Consider the following 16,751-nt stretch of genomic DNA (forward strand, 5'->3'; position numbering starts at 1 on the left):
GAGTGCTACAGTCTACTTCCGCTACACATGAATGTTACGTAGAAAAATTATATTAAAATCCGTATCTTCGTGCAATGGATAATTTTATTGTTTCTGCACGTAAATACCGCCCGATTACCTTTGATTCGGTTGTAGGCCAGCAACATATTACTGGTACCCTCAAGAATGCGATTCACAACAATCAGTTGGCCCAGGCATTTTTGTTTTGTGGACCAAGGGGTGTTGGAAAAACTACTTGTGCCCGTATTTTGGCCAAAACAATAAACTGCGAAAACATAGCGCCGGGCACTGAACCCTGTGGTGAATGTGACAGCTGCAAATCATTCCAGAACGGAAACTCCTTTAGCATTCACGAACTGGATGCTGCATCCAATAACTCAGTGGATGATATCCGTAATCTGATCGATCAGGTACGGATACCGCCACAGGCTGGAAAATACAAAATCTATATTATCGATGAGGTGCACATGCTTTCGCAAGCTGCATTCAATGCTTTTTTAAAGACATTGGAAGAACCACCTTCTTATGCGATATTTATTCTGGCCACAACAGAGAAACACAAGATTTTGCCGACGATTTTGTCACGCTGTCAGATCTTTGATTTTAACCGGATCAAAGTAGAAGATATGGCAGCCCATCTGGCGCGTATCGCCGACAGAGAGGCGATCGCATACGATCAGGACGGTCTGCATATCATCGCGCAGAAAGCCGATGGCGGTCTTCGCGATGCGCTGTCGATGTTTGACCAAATTGTCAGCTTTTCAAACAAGAATGTCACGTACCAGGCTGTAATCGACAATCTCAATATTCTGGATTACGATTACTATTTTAAACTGACGGATGCCATCTTGGCCGAAGATGCTGCTCAAGCGCTGCTGACCTTTAACGATATTTTGAATCACGGCTTTGATGGTAGCCATTTTATAGCTGGTTTATCTGCTCATTTCCGCAATTTGCTTGTGGCAAGAGAACCGTCGACACTCAAGCTACTGGAAGTCAGCGACAGCATTCGTCAAAAATACCTGCAACAGGCACAGAGAGCGTCCTCGGGATTGCTCCTCTCGGCATTGAATATTTCAAATCAGTGTGAGATTAATTACAAAACAAGCAAAAACCAGCGTCTGCAGGTGGAATTGGCCCTATTGAAGATGTGTCATATCGCAAGCGCAATCAAGTTGAGTCAGCTTGGGGCTGTACAGACGCCTTCAGCAGCTGAAGGCCTAAAAAAAAAACTTCCTGAACCGGTAAGCGTTCAGCCTCATCAGACAGCAGCAGCACATGTATCTTCCGATATCAGCGCACAAAATACACCGATAAGCACGCCGGCAGCTCCTGTTGAGCTCCCGACCAATGGGCATCCTACCGTAGCTGATAAGCATTTGACAGAAAAAACCGAACAAAAAAATGCAGCTCCAAATGTGCCTCCGAAAGTAAAGAAAGGAGGATGGGGGGCCGCAGCAAGTGCGATCATTCCTTCTTTGCCCGATCTAAATACCATTTATGAAAACAATTCAGTAGCTAAAGAGGGTGACGAGCCCGAACTGATCAGAGGCACAGAACAACGTGAAGTAACCTTTAGTCAATTTATCAGTTTATGGAATATGTATGCCGAACAGCTGAAAGCAGAAAACAAGATTAATCTCTACACATTGATGACCGCTACTCAACCGCGCTTGCAGGGAACACTCATAGAAGTGGATGTCGAGAATGCCGTACAGATGGACGTGCTGCAAAGCGCCAAAATCGATGTGTTAAACTACCTGCGGGTTAAATTACAGAACTTTGCTCTGGATATCCAGGGAGTCATGATGGAACATGCGGTGACACGCAAGCCCTACACTTCTCAGGAGAAGTATCAGGCTATGGTCAACAAGAATCCGCTTCTGGATCAATTACGTAAAGAATTTAACCTGGGACTGAGCTAAATAAACGACGATATTCCTGTTAAATTTTTGTACCTTTGCATTCCCTGTATGGGGCAGGCAATATTTTAATTTTATGATGCAAGGAAATTTTCAGAGACGTGAGCGTGATCACGGCGAAAGACGGGAAGTGAATCAGATGGTATTCGGTATTCGGGCCGTCATTGAAGCGATCGACAGTGGTAAAGAAATCGAGTCGCTGTTTATCCAGCGCGGATTAAGTGGCAGTTTGATTTTGGAATTGAAATCCTTGTTGAAAGAACACAATATTGCTTACCAGCAGGTACCCATTGAAAAGCTCAACCGTATCACGCGCAAGAATCATCAGGGTGTTATCGCGGTAATTTCACCGATTACATATCAGAATATCGAAGAGCTGTTACCACAGATCTATGAAAAAGGAGAGACCCCGTTACTTCTGATGCTGGATGGCGTGACCGATGTACGTAATCTGGGCGCTATCGCCCGTACCGCGGAGTGTTCGGGCGTACATGCCATTATAGTACCCAAAAAAGGTTCGGCAGAAGTAAATCCTGATGCGATCAAGACGTCTGCGGGTGCCCTATATAAAATACCTGTATGCCGTCACGACAGTCTGTCCAAAGTCGGCAAGTTTTTGATTGATTCGGGTGTGCAGCTGGTTGTAAGTACGGAAAAAACAACTTCAAGCATATACGACGTGGATTATACGGCACCGACTTGTGTGATCATGGGCGCAGAAGACGTCGGCGTATCAAACGACCTGATCCGTATTTCCGACAACCTTGCCAAAATACCGATGTACGGCGAAATCGGTTCTCTTAATGTTTCTGTGTCAGCAGCTGTTGTGATCTATGAGGCTATCCGCCAACGGATGATCAGCAAAACAAAATAATTTTTCTGGCGGAGGTAGCAGTCGCTCATATTTCATTCCTCAGGGGTAAAAACTGCCTTATACGTGCCAGGGCTGTATGCTTCCGTCTTCCGACAATGCAACAGCCCGAAGCCGGCATGCCAGACTGTCCGTGGATCGCTTCATCATGAGATCATATCAGAAGGATCGAATAAGCAGTATAAACAATCGGGAAGAGAACTTTCAGTCCTCGTAAATTGCATCGACCTCTTTGGCGTATTTCTGAAGGATGACCTTGCGTTTCATTTTTAGGGTAGGTGTGAGTTCACCCGTTTCAATTGTCATTTCAGCTGGAATAACTGCAAATTTTTTAATCTGCTCCCAATTGCCGAAGTTGCGGTTGATGCGGTCGAGTTCGGCTTCAAGCTGCTGTCTCACGGCTGCACTCTTCAGAAATTCAGCTGCTGAATGGCTGTTCACTGATGGTGCCTTCTCTTTGGCCCATTCCACGAAATAGCTATAACTGGGGACGATCAGCGCAGCGGGAAACTTACGGCCTTCACCAATGACCATCGCCTGCTCAATGAATGGAGATTCCACGATTTTGGATTCGATCTGCTGCGGAACAATATACTTACCGCCAGAGGTCTTGAACATTTCTTTTTTGCGGTCAATAATTTTTAGATACCTTCCATCGACCCATTGACCGATATCTCCTGTATATAACCAACCATCTTTGAGCACTTCGGCGGTACCTTCAGGATCCTTGTAGTAGCCTATCATATTATTTTTACCTCTGGTCAGGATCTCTCCATCGGCAGCAAGCTTAATGTCGATATTGATTAAGGGGAGCCCTACGGTGCCGATTTTCATCCCTCTTTTAAAGCAATTGACTGCAATGCATGGGCCCGCTTCTGTGAGTCCATAACCTTCATATATGGGGATGCCAGCAGCCATGTACAAGCGGATCAATTTTTCCTGCAATGCGGCGCTGCCCGATGCAATGCCTTTGATCTCACCTCCTAAGGCTTCGCGCCATTTCGAAAAGATCAGCTTACGGGCGATATAGAGCTGTAGATTGTACCACAAGGACCGCCCTTCTAGTTGGTAACCTTCTCCCAGACGTAAGGACCAGAAAAAGATCTTGCGCTTGACGCCCCGCAGGCCTTCACCTGTTGCGCGGATTTTTTCGTAAACCTTCTCGAGTACGCGGGGTACGGCCGAAAAGATATGGGGTTTTACCGACTTGAAATCCTCACCGATGCTGTCCATGGATTGGGCGAAAAAGATGGTCAACCCCTTGTACATATAAACGTATTGAAAGACACGCTCGTAAGCATGGCAGACGGGGAGAAAAGAAAGCGCGCGATCGCCGCGTTCTACGGGGAACGAATATTCGCTGCTCATGGTATCGGCCAGCAGATTACCATGCGAAAGCATCACGCCTTTAGGGTTTCCCGTGGTGCCTGATGTGTAGATGATGGAGGCTAGGTGATCTGTGGTAGTGTCCTCGCGTAAGACCTGGAGCTGTTCGTCGGCAATACCAAAACCAGTTTCGATAAATTCTAGCCAATGTGGTATCTCCGCCTCTTTGTCCAAAGTAAATACATGTTCCAGCAGCGGGCACGAAGCTTGGATTGAGACGATCTTGTCATAAATTTTTTTTGAACTGACGATGCAGTGCCTGATTTCGGCATGATTGAAAATATAGGTATAATCAGAAGCCGATATGTTAGGATAAATCGCAACGACTACTGCTCCAATTTGCTGGATTGCAAAATCCAAAATATTCCACTCGATGCGGTTTTCGCTGATCAGTGCTACTTTTTCACCCGATCTGACACCAAGAGAAATTAAGCCTTTGGATACCTCGTTTACTTGTTCGATAAAAACGGTATTGCTCATAGTGACCCAGTCTCCATTTTTTTTGTATGAAAACATCGGGAAGCCGGGTGCAACCTCCTGTTGCAGATAAGCTAAATCAAATAATCTTGTTGCTGTGGGCATGCGGAATTCCAGTTCGTGTAATTAAGCTAATTTACGTTTTTTTGTGGAGAATGAAGCATGGCGCACGAGAATAGTCCGTTTGCCGCTAGCGTATACAGTCAGGAAAGGAAGGCTGATACCTTATAAACGAAAAAGACTCTGATACAAAGTCAGCGCCTTGTAATCAGAGTCTTCTTACTCTTATTCAATACTAAAGTCTAAATTTAGTACTTGCTTTTCGATTCTTTGCGTTTACCGGAGAAATCACGGAAACCTCCGCTATTGCGGTCTCGTCTTTCGCTACGGTCTCCGCCACGGTATCCACCGTCACGTCTTCCGCCGCGGTCACTACGATACCCTCCATCACGTCTTCCGCCACGGTCGCCACGGCCTCTGCCGCCACGGCCTTCGCTTCTTCCGTCACTGGATACTTCGATACGTACCTGACGGCCGTTGTATTCCACGCTCTGGAATCCCTGAAATACCTTATCCACTTCAGCATCTTGAACTTCGAAGAATGTAAATACACCTTTGAGGTCAATTTTACCGATAGATTTTCCGGAAATATTCGCGTTGTTGCAGATAAAGCCTAGCATATCACCACGACTGAATTCATCCACAGATCCTAAGTTGATAAATAGGCGGGTATACCCTTTGGAGCCTTCACGTGAACGTTTGTCGCCACGGTCATCACGTGAACTTTCACGCGCTTCAATGTTTAAGTCAGGCGCATTTTTGTAGTACTCCAGGAAACGGTTAAACTCAAGTGAAGCAAATCTCTTAATGATGTCTTCCTTGGAAAGCGACTCCAGATTTTCCATAATTGCAGGCAAGAATGGCGTGATCTGCTCGTCGTTTACTTCTACATTTTCAATCTTTTTAACGATCGAGAATAGCTGTTTCTCACATACTTCAGCACCTTGAGGTACTTGTTTACGCTCGAAAGGCTTACCGATGATCTTTTCGATGTGGCGGATTTTGCTCATTTCCTTCACGTTAACCAAAGAAAGAGAAATACCTGTTTTACCAGCACGGGCGGTACGGCCAGAACGGTGTGTATAGTTTTCTACTTCGTCCGGTAAAGAGAAGTTGATCACGTGTGTAACGTCGTTGACGTCAATACCACGAGCGGCAACATCTGTCGCGATCAGGAGCTGTAAACTACGCTCACGGTAACGCTTCATGACTTTATCCCGTTGTTGTTGTGATAAGTCACCATGCAGCGAATCGGCATTGTAGCCATCTTTGATCAATGCTTCGGCGATATCCTGTGTCTCTATCTTGGTCCGACAGAACACAATACCGAAGATATCGGGATTGGAATCCACAATACGTTTGAACGCCGCATATTTATCTTTTGCTTTAATCAGATAATAGTGGTGCTCAATGTTAGCATTACCTGTATTCTTTGTTCCTACAGTGAGCTCAAAAGGATCCGTCATGTATTTTTGTGCAATACGACGAACTTCTTTTGGCATTGTCGCTGAGAACAACCAAGTTTTTTTCTCTTCTGGAGTTTCGGATAAGATATTGTTGATATCTTCCTGAAAGCCCATGTTCAGCATTTCATCAGCTTCGTCCAATACCACGTATTTGACGTTGGAGAAATCGATCGCATTACGTCCGATGATGTCCAGCATACGACCGGGGGTCGCTACGACGATCTGTACACCACGACGGATCTGACGCAATTGGTCAGAGATGTTTGCGCCACCATATACTGCAACAATGTGTACATTGTCAATATACTTCGCAAAGTTTTGTAAATCTTTCGCAATTTGCAAACACAGTTCACGTGTTGGACATAATACCAACGCTTGAGGGTGTTTTTGAGAAAAGTCTAATTGTTCTAATAATGGAAGACCAAATGCCGCGGTCTTTCCTGTGCCAGTTTGGGCTAATCCGACAAAATCGTCGTTACCAGTCAGTAATACAGGAATGGCTTTTTCCTGAATAGGAGAAGGTTTTTCGAAACCTAACTCAGAGATGGCATTAACAACTTCATGACGGATTCCCAGTTCTAAAAATGGGTTCATGAAATATTTTATACAATAGGCACTATTGCCTAAGGCGTTGCAAAGATAAAAATAATTTTTGAATAATCAAATAATTTAAGTAAATGATTTTTAATGCCTGCCACAGGATACAGATAAAGTCAAATTTCGGTCGCCTGAATGAATTCTGAAAAAAGTAGACCGGAAGATGAACATATTTTTATTAAAGCGGTTTGTTTATCCATTTATTAATAAAAACTTAATATTTCAGTTTTACTTTTGCTGAAGTATGGATCAAGTGCCAGTTATATATCGGGAATGGCTGCAGGCTATTAAAGAGAGAAGCGACGCCTCAGCCTATGCTCAATTGTATCGATATTGCTGGAAAGACCTATATGCACATGCCGCCCGACGTATTCTTGACCCTCAGGACGTGGAGGATATCCTTCAGGAACTTTTTGTGCAGTTCTGGGAAAAACGGCACACAATTGATATTCAAATGAATCTTCCTGCCTACCTAAAAGGCACGCTGAAGTATAAGATCATAGATTTCTTCAATTCCAATAAAGCAAAAGACAAGCTGCTCGATCATTGGAGTAAGCATGTTTTCAGTTACGTGCAGCAACATCCCAGCCACCTTGAAACGTATCTTGAACTGGAAAAAATGCTGGAGGAAGAACTGCAGGTGATGCCCCAAAACATGCGGCAGATCCTTTTGTTAAAATGGGAACATCTGTCGATCCGGGAGATCGCTGCCCGGATGGGACTCTCCGAACAGACGGTGAAGAATAATCTTACCGAGGCCTCTAAAAGATTGAAAAAAGCCATTTTAGGCCAACAGAATGCGCAGAACGGCAGTTTTACCCTCCTGCTTATTTTTGCCTTGCATCAGCTGTCTAATTGATATGGCGCTGTAATTAACAATTCTTTCATAATACGTTAATTATTTGTTGAAGTACTTTTTCGCTTTTCTAAAGACTTGTATAAAAAAAACATGTACGGAGTGAAACGGAGAGTATTTGAATTTTTAATTTATAGATATCAACAGCATAAGGCGACCAGGGCCGAACGGGATCTGGTCGACCGCTGGTACGATGCGCTTGACCGGGAGGATTTGCCTACTGGACATCTCGACGAGTCGCAGTTGTGGGACCGGATACAATCCCGGATCGCGACTCCTTCTTTTCCTCGGACAATCTCTATTTCGAACGGCATCCGATGGACCGCGGCAGTCGCGGCCAGTTTGCTGATCTGCGCCGGGATTTTATTCTGGAATAAAGATGCAATTTTTGGGCAGAATGAACAGCAGGTTCTTGTTAAACCCAGTTACCGAATTTTTGAGACGGGTGTGGGCCAGCGCAAAAGGGTGCTGCTGGCAGACGGTTCAAATGTTATTTTAAATGCCCGTACACAGCTGAAAGTGGACACCCTGTCCTTCGGCCGGAAGGACAGGGTTGTCGAGTTGCTTGCCGGAGAGGCCTTTTTTGAGGTTAGAAAAGATGCCGCTAAGGCCTTTATCGTGAAAACTCAGGAACTGCAGACGACCGTGCTGGGCACTTCATTTACAGTGAAAAACTATGCGGAGCTGGATGAAATTTCGGTGTCTGTTTTCACCGGCCGGGTCAAGGTGGCCGGCAGTAGCAATCTTCTGGGGGTGCTGAAACGGGGACAGGAGATCCATTATTCTAAAAACAGCCACCAAAATAAACAGCACAGCTTCGATCTCACCACACGCAACAGCTGGACGGAGGGGCGGACATACCTCCGGCAGTCCGATTTTGCAGAGCTGGCACTAGCCGTTAAAAATAGCTATGGTATCGAATTGGAGGCGGCAAATGGCCGCGTCGCCCGACAGCTTTATACTATGCCGATATCCAGACAACTATCGTGGCCAGCTACCCTGGAGAGTATCAGGCAGATTCATCACAATAGGTCCAGAAAGGAGGGGAATAAAGTGATCATCTACTAGTCAGTACGAAAAGAGCTGACGACCGCCATCGTCAGTCCTGATTCCAATAGGCATCCTTAGGATGCGATAATCATATATACAACAACATAGACAGCTATTATATACATATACAAATTTATGAAATTTAACCAATACGTTACGCAAAACGATATTAAGTTTATGATAAAGACATCGTTGGTCGGGTTATTTCTGTCGGCTGTATCTGCGCAGATGCTTTTCGCCTCGGATGCTCACGGCCAGTTGCTTCACAAAAAGATTTCTGTTTCCTTCAGTGAATCCGCTCTTCCTGCAGCTTTTGAACGCCTGGAATTGCAAGGTGTGCATATAGCTTTTGATGCCAGTAAATATAATCTGGCACGGAAAAAGGTGGACGCCAAAGTTTTCAGAGGAAGTAGTGTCGGCGAAATCATGCATTACCTGCTTCGGCAAACAAACTTGGTAGCGCATGACAACGGAGCATATATAACATTGGTCGAGAAGCCAGTACAGCAGACCGGCCGTATATCAGGCAAAATCATAGATGATCGGGGGCGGCCTTTGGCAAATGCAAGCATTAAACTGGCAGGAACCAACAAGACGACACAAAGTGGGATTGACGGAACTTATCTATTGCTTGCCGACCCCGGTACTTATGTGCTTGAGGTCAGTTATTTATCTTATCAGACTCAGCGTATAGCGGACCTTACCGTTTATTCAGGGCAGCGTATAGCCTTAAATATCGCTATGAAAGCACAGGTAAATGCGTTGGAATCCGCAGTTGTCACCGTCTCATTCAAGAAAGCTTCTGTGGCTGGACTGTATGCTGCGCAAAAGAATGCAGCCTCGGTGACGGATGGTATTTCTGCGGAGCAGATCGCCCGTACGCCGGACAATGATATCGGACAGGTGCTGAAGCGTGTGACAGGGCTAACAACGGTCAACAATAGAAATGTGATCGTTAGAGGAATGTCGGACCGCTATAACCAGGCCATGCTGGATGGGGTGGTGATTCCGAGTACGTCCCAGAATAGACGTGATTTTTCGTTTGATATTATTCCGACCGAGATAGTCAGTTCGGTCGTTGTAAATAAAACAGCTACCCCCGATGTCTCCGCCGAATTTTCGGGTGGACAGGTTTCCGTAAATACGCTCGATATTCCCGAACGGAATTTTACCACCCTTCAAGTCGGAGCAGGAGGTAACAGCAGGACATTGGGGAAAAACTTCTACCGGCTTGGAAAACGTCATACAGGTGAGTATTTCGGTTTTTTTGACAAATCGGCAAAGATGCCGGAGGGAATACAGACCTGGCAATGGAATAATAGAGCACTACAGCTGGATGCCCCTCCGGGCTATCTATTAACAGATCCTGAATTGAACGGCACACCATTGAATCCGACTGAATCCGGAGACAGGGTGAAGTATAATGATCTGGATGCTATTGCTCAATCCCGACGTTTTAACAGCGAAGCAATGAAGCTCTATAAATACAAGGCGTATCCCAACCAGAACGTACGTTTTTCCTTAGGGCGTTTATACGAATTGAACAATGGAAATCATTTTGGTTTTGTGGCCTCTGCAAATTTCCGAAATGAACAGAATATCGTTGAGTTCAATAACGTTAGAGGTTCTGCAATCATAGGCAGCCATTATATTGATAGCACTGGTGTGGGAGATAATGGAGCCGGCACCTCTTACCGTTTTAATAGCAGTGCGGGTTTCATCGGTAATATGGGGCTGCTGGGAAAAGGATTTAAGATCTCTTTGCGGAACATGTATTCGCGGACATATGCCGATAACTACAATGAGAGTATTCGAAAAGTATATAACGATTCAAATCCGACAGCTAATAAATTACGGTATCAATTGCCTGAGGCCATGTCCCTGCAACAGCACCAGCTGACGGGCGAATATATATTGCCCTGGCAGATAAAGGCAGAAGGTATGTTCTCTGTCAACAAAATTAAGCAGCAGATCTTAGATGAACGGAAGCTTTCCTATCGTATCACGGCGACCATAGACGGGAAGCCTTATTTTCAGACACCTAATTTGCTGACCACTGCTGCAATGTCAAATAACGGGGCCATAACAGACTGGCGAATGTGGACGAGAATCGATGAAACGGATTACAATTGGAGTGCGGCATTTTCCAAAAAGTTTGATCAGCACCCGAATCTAGCAACTCTGCTGAAGTTGGGATATCAGGCTTGGTCGAAAAAAAGATCGTTGGATTTGTATAAGTTTCTGCCCATGACACGGTCGACTATGGTCGGAGATGTATCTAAGCCTGCTCCTCCTATCGAATCAAGTTATGAAAACCTGTTTTCTGCCGAAAATATAGGAAATGGAGATGGACAGGCCTACTATTATGCGGAGGGGATCGGGGGCAGGTATTATAATGGCGACATGAGTTCCCATGCCCTGTTTCTTATGGCTGATCAAAAATTATTTCAAAAATTGCGCTTAGTCTATGGTGTGAGGGCTGAGTATTTCAATCTGGCTAGCCGGCAGGAAGAGTTGTACCGAAGGAAATATGGAAAAGACGACATAAGTGGTGTACAAGAGTATAATCTTCGTGTAGAGGAAAATAATTGGCGATTTTTGCCTTCAGTAAACGCTACCTATAGTCTGACCAGTACTTTTAACGTCCGCGGAAGCTATTCACGTACAGTGATACGACCTGATTTTAGAGAAGTGGGCATGTTTGCAATGTATGATTTCGAGTTAGACGGATATATTTCGGGAGAACAGGTTGAGAGCTCGATCGTGGACAATATTGACCTGCGCCTGGAATGGTATCCTTCTCCCGGAGAGATTATTTCATTAACGGGATTTTATAAATATATCGACAAACCGATAGAATTGGTGCAGAATGAGTCGTTCCAGGGCAGGAATTATGTGTTTAACAATATGGAATCGGCTAAAAATAAAGGTGTTGAGTTTGAGGTCAGGAAAAACTTAAGTTTTATAAGTGATAAAGATTGGTTAACGGACCTTTTTGTCTCCGCCAATGCAACTTTTTTAAGGTCAAAAGTCAACGCACTGAGTTTATGGAATTACAAAGTTGTGGATGGTAAAGAGCTGCCCGAACGCATGAAAAACCGTGCACCTAACCAAGACCGTCCACTGATAGGGCAGTCGCCTTGGTTATTGAATCTAGGTATTGGGTATTGGGGAGATTCTTTTGGAGCCACGGCCAGTTACAACCACAGGGGGTATAGGACGAATATTACTTCAGTGGATCCTAATCGGATAGAATATGAACTGGCACCGAAGCAACTGGATTTTCAGCTATATGCGCGCTTTCTCAAAAGTAAGCTGGAAGTTAAGCTCAATATGGCCAACCTGCTTGACGACTGGACACGGTACTATCAGAATGTCGAGGGATATAGCGTCGGTAACGAAGACGGCCTGTATGTAATCAAAAAATTAAAAGGGGACAACAGGTACAATAAAGCGGATGGAGATATTATTACCTACCGTAAAAAAGATGGAAGAAGGTTTAATCTATCATTCACTTACAGCTTTTAAAACGTAAAATGGTTGGTGTGATCCATTTTCATGACGAAGCTAAGTACTCGATCTGCGTCAAAAAATTATGAATGTTTGTTTTATGGCGGCCGTTTTGAGCGGCCGCAAGAATCATATACTATGTTGAAAAATCTATTTCTAGTGTTTGTTACTGTCTCAGTAGGAAGTTTATTGTTCTCCTGCCGAAAAGGTGAACTGGTTCAAGAATCAGAAGAATTGGCCCGTGTTTTATTCAAATCTTACGGCTCCGTGTCCCCCGATATAAAACGGATAACCGTTGATGGCAAAGCTGCGAATGATGACAACAGTACCTTTGTTTTTGTACGCAGCAAAGATACGGACTCATCGCTTGTATTGGGCTATAATAGCAAAGACGAGCATGTCTTAGCGCAACGTCTCCCCATCCGGGCTGGTTTGAACACCTTTGGTGTGCACGAAAAAAGCCCGATAGACCCCACTTTGGTCGTTGCTGAAAATCCATTGGGCGCCGACCTGCCTGTTATTCCGGATACTATTCAGGTAAAGATCCTGAACTACAATAAGACAATTTCACCGGAAGGCTTACCTATTCGGTTAGCTATTTATAAAGGTAAATTAGTTTTTGACGATGCTTGGGGCATGGATCTGGTCAGCTATGATCAGACTCCTCTTTTGACCACAGGAGTAATAGGGGAGAGCATTCCAAAGGAATTTATCAAATTGCCAAAAAAGCCGTTTTCACATGCATTCTTTAAGGCGGAGGTACTCGATGAAGCATTGAAACCTGTTCTTGTCAATGGACAGAAAGTCTTTTTGTTCTTCTATTTTACAGTAGATATTGGGATCGTTTATCTCCCGCAAAAAGAACCTGACGTTTATTTTGATTTTGATGGCATGACCGCAGTAGATGGGTTGGGATATAGTCTGGACAACGTTTGGCTAAAAAAGTAAGTCGCGAGTCAATGTGGACACTATCGAGAGAAGGAGTAAACGACAAACTCAATCCTGACGCATGTTCGGCAGAGGTATCGGATAATCGTTGCCGATAGGCCAGCCAACGGCACACGGCGTGGTCAAAACAAAAGGCATCACCTGATGGTGATGCCTTTTCGGACTGTATATATCGAATAATATCGATTAATAAAGTGTAAACTCTACGCGACGGTTTTGTTGACGGCCGGCAGCATTCTTGTTAGATGCAATTGGCTGATCAGGACCGTATCCAGTAGCTTCGATGCGTGAAGCGTTGGCACCTTGTGATACTAAATATGCTTTCACAGATTCGGCACGCTCTTTCGATAAACGCATGTTCAGTTCACGTGAACCAGTATTGTCTGTGTGACCTGCTAATTTTAAGCTAAAGTTTTTCTCAATCAGCAATTCAGCAACTTTATTCAATGTTGCGTAAGAAGTAGGGCGGATCGTTGCTTTACCTAAATCGAACTCTAAGTTTTTGATCGCATCAGCAACAACTTTCTTGTCGGCTTCAGTGACCACAACTTTTTCAACCACTTTGGTTTCGTTTTTCACGACGATCGGACAACCAGAACCGTCAACCTGTACGCCTGAAGGTGTACCCGGACATTTGTCATATTTATTGGCAACACCATCGCCGTCATCGTCTTTCAGCTCATTGTTAAGACCATCCAGCTGACTTTGTAATGCTTGGTTTTTTGCGTTCAAAACATCGTTCTGCGCTTTTAGATCGTCATATTTCAGCGTGTAATCGTTGACAAGTGTTGCCACTGGGTTTGAGTTATTCAATGCTGGCTTGCTTCCGCTACCCAAGGCAAACTCTAAACCTGCGTGTGCATAAGTGAATAAGTCATTTTTGTCCATTTTCGGTCCGACAGCTGGATTAGCGATATTGTCGAAGCGTTGATTCACCCAGTTCAGCTGATAACCCAATTCGAAGTTGATACCTTTGGCAACGGCAAATTTAAAACCGAAATCAGCTGGTACAAAGATTTTTGAATACGAATCGCCATACTCACCTCGGTTTCCTTCAGTAATTCCAGCGGTTTCGGCATTCATCACACCCACACCGATAGATGCATAAGGCTTGATAAAGCTATTGAAGAATCTCCAGTTGGTATTGGCCGCCAAAAATTCTCCAGAAAGAGCCACAGACCAAGGTGTTTTGGTTTCGAAGCCTGTTTGTTTGTCATCAGCAGTATAGCCAGATGTTTTTCCTCCAAAATAAGTTGCTTTCAAACCGAATGATGGGGAGATTTGTTTCTTAATATAAGCACTGTAGCCTAAGTTCCAGTCCAGTTTATCATATCCCCCATTATTTAACTTGGCAATATTCTGCAAGCTTGTTACACCGGCGCCCACACCGATAGACCAGGTTCTGTACTGCGTTGCCGGTCCCAGTGGAGTCGTTCCCTCGATGGATGCCACTTTTGTGCTTTGTGCAAAGGACGCAGTCGAGATGATTCCGGCTGCGACAAGTAATCCTGATTTTTTAAGGCTAATTTTCATAACGTGTTTTTGTAAAATTTTCTACTATAATTCTGTTGTTAAATTACTTCATTGGACATTTAGCAATAAGTTTGCCAAAAAAAATTTGGTCATTCCACACGACCAAAAAAATTTGGCACCTCAATTTCAAATGCCATGTGCTTAACAATATTCTCTGTAAAAATGTTTTGAAAAAAAGTTTTTCTGCTTTTTGTAATCAGAATGACGTCTATATCTTCGTCCCGTATGATCGTATGGATTCCGTTGGCAATGTTCTCTCGTGAACCGGCAAAATAGCTTGGCGATTTGACAATGTACGAGATGTCTTCGATTCCGGTTTCGACAACAATCTGTTCGATCCATTTTTTTAGTTTGTCGTCTAATATATTGATATCCAGTTCGTTTTTGTTGATATGGATGAGCTGCAAATGGAAGTTTTTGCCATATAGCGGGATGGCTTGTTTCAGCACTTCCAGTTCACCGGGTTTGAAATTTGTCAGTAATGCAATGTTATCTTTTTTCAATTTTATAGCATTTTTTGGTACCGCCAGGACCGGGATTCTGGACTCTTTGATGACGTCGTAGGTATTGCTGCCGATCAGCACAGATTCCAGTCCCGTGGCTCCTTTTGTGCCCATAATCACCGTCTGGTAGCTGTCCTTGATCTCCTGTTTTTCCAGAGATTCAGATAAAATTCCGTTTGCAAACAGGGTAGAAATTTTAATCGACGGATATTTTTGTAGCAGTTCAGCTACGAGACTTTGCATTTTGGCATGTGCCTCTTCCTCGGTGGGGTCTACTAAATGCTTCGCATTTGCAAATTTATTGACGTGTGAAGTGAACGAATGGAAGAGCGTGATTTCATCATCCGTGTGTTGAACGATCTGAGCAGCATAGTCGGCAGCGACTCGTGCGTTCTCAGAAAAATCGACAGGTATTAATAATTTTGACATAGCTTTGCGTATTATGCTTTGGTGAAAAATATGGGAACTAAGGGGTGACTAAAAAGCGCTTTTGCCACCGACCTGGTGAAGACGCGTTCAAAAAATGACTTCCGTGAACGCGTTACCAGCAATATTTTGATCTTTTCTTGATGGATCATTTCATTGATTACCTCCGGAACTGTATCCAGATCTTCAACATCGCCTTGTATGGAGTCGACCTCAATAGCAATATTGGTCACACCGATATATTTTTTGATCTTGTATTTCCAGACTTCCAACTTTTCCTCAATCCGGTTTTCAGACGAATGATCATAGTGTACGTGCAACAGTTTGAGCTCAAAATCCTTTCCGATAATGTTGACAAAATCCTGTACAGTTTGTACTTCCTCTTCCTTGAAGTTGGACAGCAGGCCGACTTTATCGATTGGTCCGAATGTCGCTTCTGTGGGAATGGCCAGTACCGGTACTTTTGCTTTTTTGCTGATCACATAGGTTGTACTTCCGATCAGCTGGCTGTCATCATTGGTAATACCCTTGGTGCCCATGATGACAAAGTCAAAGCGTTCAGGCGTGGCCAGCTCCGGCAGTGTTTCGGTAATCATGCCTCGTTCACATTGCGTAATAACAGTCAGCTGGGGGTGTGCAGAACGAATATCGCCAGCAAGATTGTTGATCAGTACGTCGGCTTTAAATGTTGAGGTTTGCTTTCCATTGGGACCGGTTTCCTCCTCAAAGACTGCGGATGCCGAGGTATAATTGTGGTAAAGATGGATGGCATACCCTTTTTGTATTGCCAGGTTGACGGCATAGTGTACTGCATTGTTGGAATGAGCCGAAAAATCTACCGGTAGTAGAATGTTTTTTTTCATTGGAAGGAATTTTAGCTACAATATCTTACTTTAATTTTTTCCATCGTTCAGGAACTGCGTTTGCGGAAATTATGTTTCCTACTCCTATATACTATCAAATGTAATAAAACAAATGCAATAGTCAGTGGCAATAAGTCAAATTGTTTTTATTGTTTTGCGTGTTCAATCTAACGATCTCGAGGTAAAGATCTGCAGAAAATTATAGCTATAAAATGTTGTATTTAATCAGTATCTGTGATTTCTGTCATACACTTATGCTGACAAGTCTGCGATACTGTTTTTC

Annotated in this window: 11 protein-coding genes; 6 read left to right on the top strand and 5 right to left on the bottom strand. The window is 44.0% G+C overall.

The window, feature by feature from the left end; genetic code table 11:
* Positions 1-74 precede the first annotated feature (74 nt).
* Both FGL37_RS14715 and rlmB read left to right on the top strand, forming a co-directional pair.
* Positions 75-1,925, top strand: coding sequence for a DNA polymerase III subunit gamma/tau (locus tag FGL37_RS14715; RefSeq protein WP_028069840.1), 1,851 nt, complete (start codon positions 75-77; stop codon positions 1,923-1,925).
* Positions 1,926-1,998: 73 nt separating this feature from the next.
* Positions 1,999-2,796, top strand: coding sequence for a 23S rRNA (guanosine(2251)-2'-O)-methyltransferase RlmB (gene rlmB / locus FGL37_RS14720; protein ID WP_370483004.1), 798 nt, complete (start codon positions 1,999-2,001; stop codon positions 2,794-2,796).
* A 201-nt stretch (positions 2,797-2,997) separates the two neighbouring features.
* On the opposite strand, the gene FGL37_RS14725 is transcribed toward rlmB, so the two are convergent.
* On the bottom strand, positions 2,998-4,761 hold the full coding sequence (locus FGL37_RS14725) for an AMP-dependent synthetase/ligase (protein ID WP_028069842.1): 1,764 nt from the start codon (positions 4,759-4,761) through the stop codon (positions 2,998-3,000).
* A gap of 203 nt (positions 4,762-4,964) precedes the next feature.
* Positions 4,965-6,776 carry a DEAD/DEAH box helicase gene (locus tag FGL37_RS14730; RefSeq protein ID WP_028069843.1) on the bottom strand — a complete coding sequence of 604 codons (1,812 nt, stop codon included), beginning with the start codon at positions 6,774-6,776 and terminating at the stop codon, positions 4,965-4,967.
* 247 nt (positions 6,777-7,023) lie between these two features.
* On the opposite strand from FGL37_RS14730, the gene FGL37_RS14735 reads away from it, so the two are divergent.
* The 4 genes from FGL37_RS14735 (at position 7,024) to FGL37_RS14750 (ending at position 13,143) form a co-directional block, all read left to right on the top strand.
* Entirely contained in the window at positions 7,024-7,638 is a 615-nt protein-coding gene (locus tag FGL37_RS14735; protein ID WP_051606836.1) for an RNA polymerase sigma factor, read from the top strand.
* Between the two features lie 99 nt (positions 7,639-7,737).
* A complete protein-coding gene (locus tag FGL37_RS14740) occupies positions 7,738-8,703 on the top strand; it encodes a FecR domain-containing protein (protein ID WP_028069844.1) in 966 nt (321 codons plus the stop codon).
* A 159-nt stretch (positions 8,704-8,862) separates the two neighbouring features.
* Positions 8,863-12,213, top strand: coding sequence for a TonB-dependent receptor (locus FGL37_RS14745; protein WP_232048709.1), 3,351 nt, complete (start codon positions 8,863-8,865; stop codon positions 12,211-12,213).
* Between the two features lie 120 nt (positions 12,214-12,333).
* A complete protein-coding gene (locus tag FGL37_RS14750) occupies positions 12,334-13,143 on the top strand; it encodes a hypothetical protein (protein WP_028069846.1) in 810 nt (269 codons plus the stop codon).
* A gap of 186 nt (positions 13,144-13,329) precedes the next feature.
* Here FGL37_RS14750 and FGL37_RS14755 read toward each other — a convergent pair whose 3' ends face one another.
* The 3 genes from FGL37_RS14755 to FGL37_RS14765 form a co-directional block, all read right to left on the bottom strand.
* Complete coding sequence (locus FGL37_RS14755; RefSeq protein WP_028069847.1) at positions 13,330-14,676, bottom strand: OmpA family protein; 1,347 nt, start codon at positions 14,674-14,676, stop codon at positions 13,330-13,332.
* 89 nt (positions 14,677-14,765) lie between these two features.
* Positions 14,766-15,608: a universal stress protein gene (locus FGL37_RS14760; RefSeq protein ID WP_028069848.1), complete on the bottom strand. Its 843-nt coding sequence runs from the start codon at positions 15,606-15,608 to the stop codon at positions 14,766-14,768.
* 11 nt (positions 15,609-15,619) lie between these two features.
* Positions 15,620-16,468 (bottom strand): universal stress protein, encoded by an 849-nt coding sequence (locus FGL37_RS14765; RefSeq protein ID WP_028069849.1) that lies wholly within the window; start codon positions 16,466-16,468, stop codon positions 15,620-15,622.
* Between the last annotated feature and the right edge of the window lie 283 nt (positions 16,469-16,751).

It is taken from the genome of Sphingobacterium thalpophilum (assembly GCF_901482695.1).
GTDB classification, from domain to species: Bacteria; Bacteroidota; Bacteroidia; order Sphingobacteriales; family Sphingobacteriaceae; genus Sphingobacterium; species Sphingobacterium thalpophilum.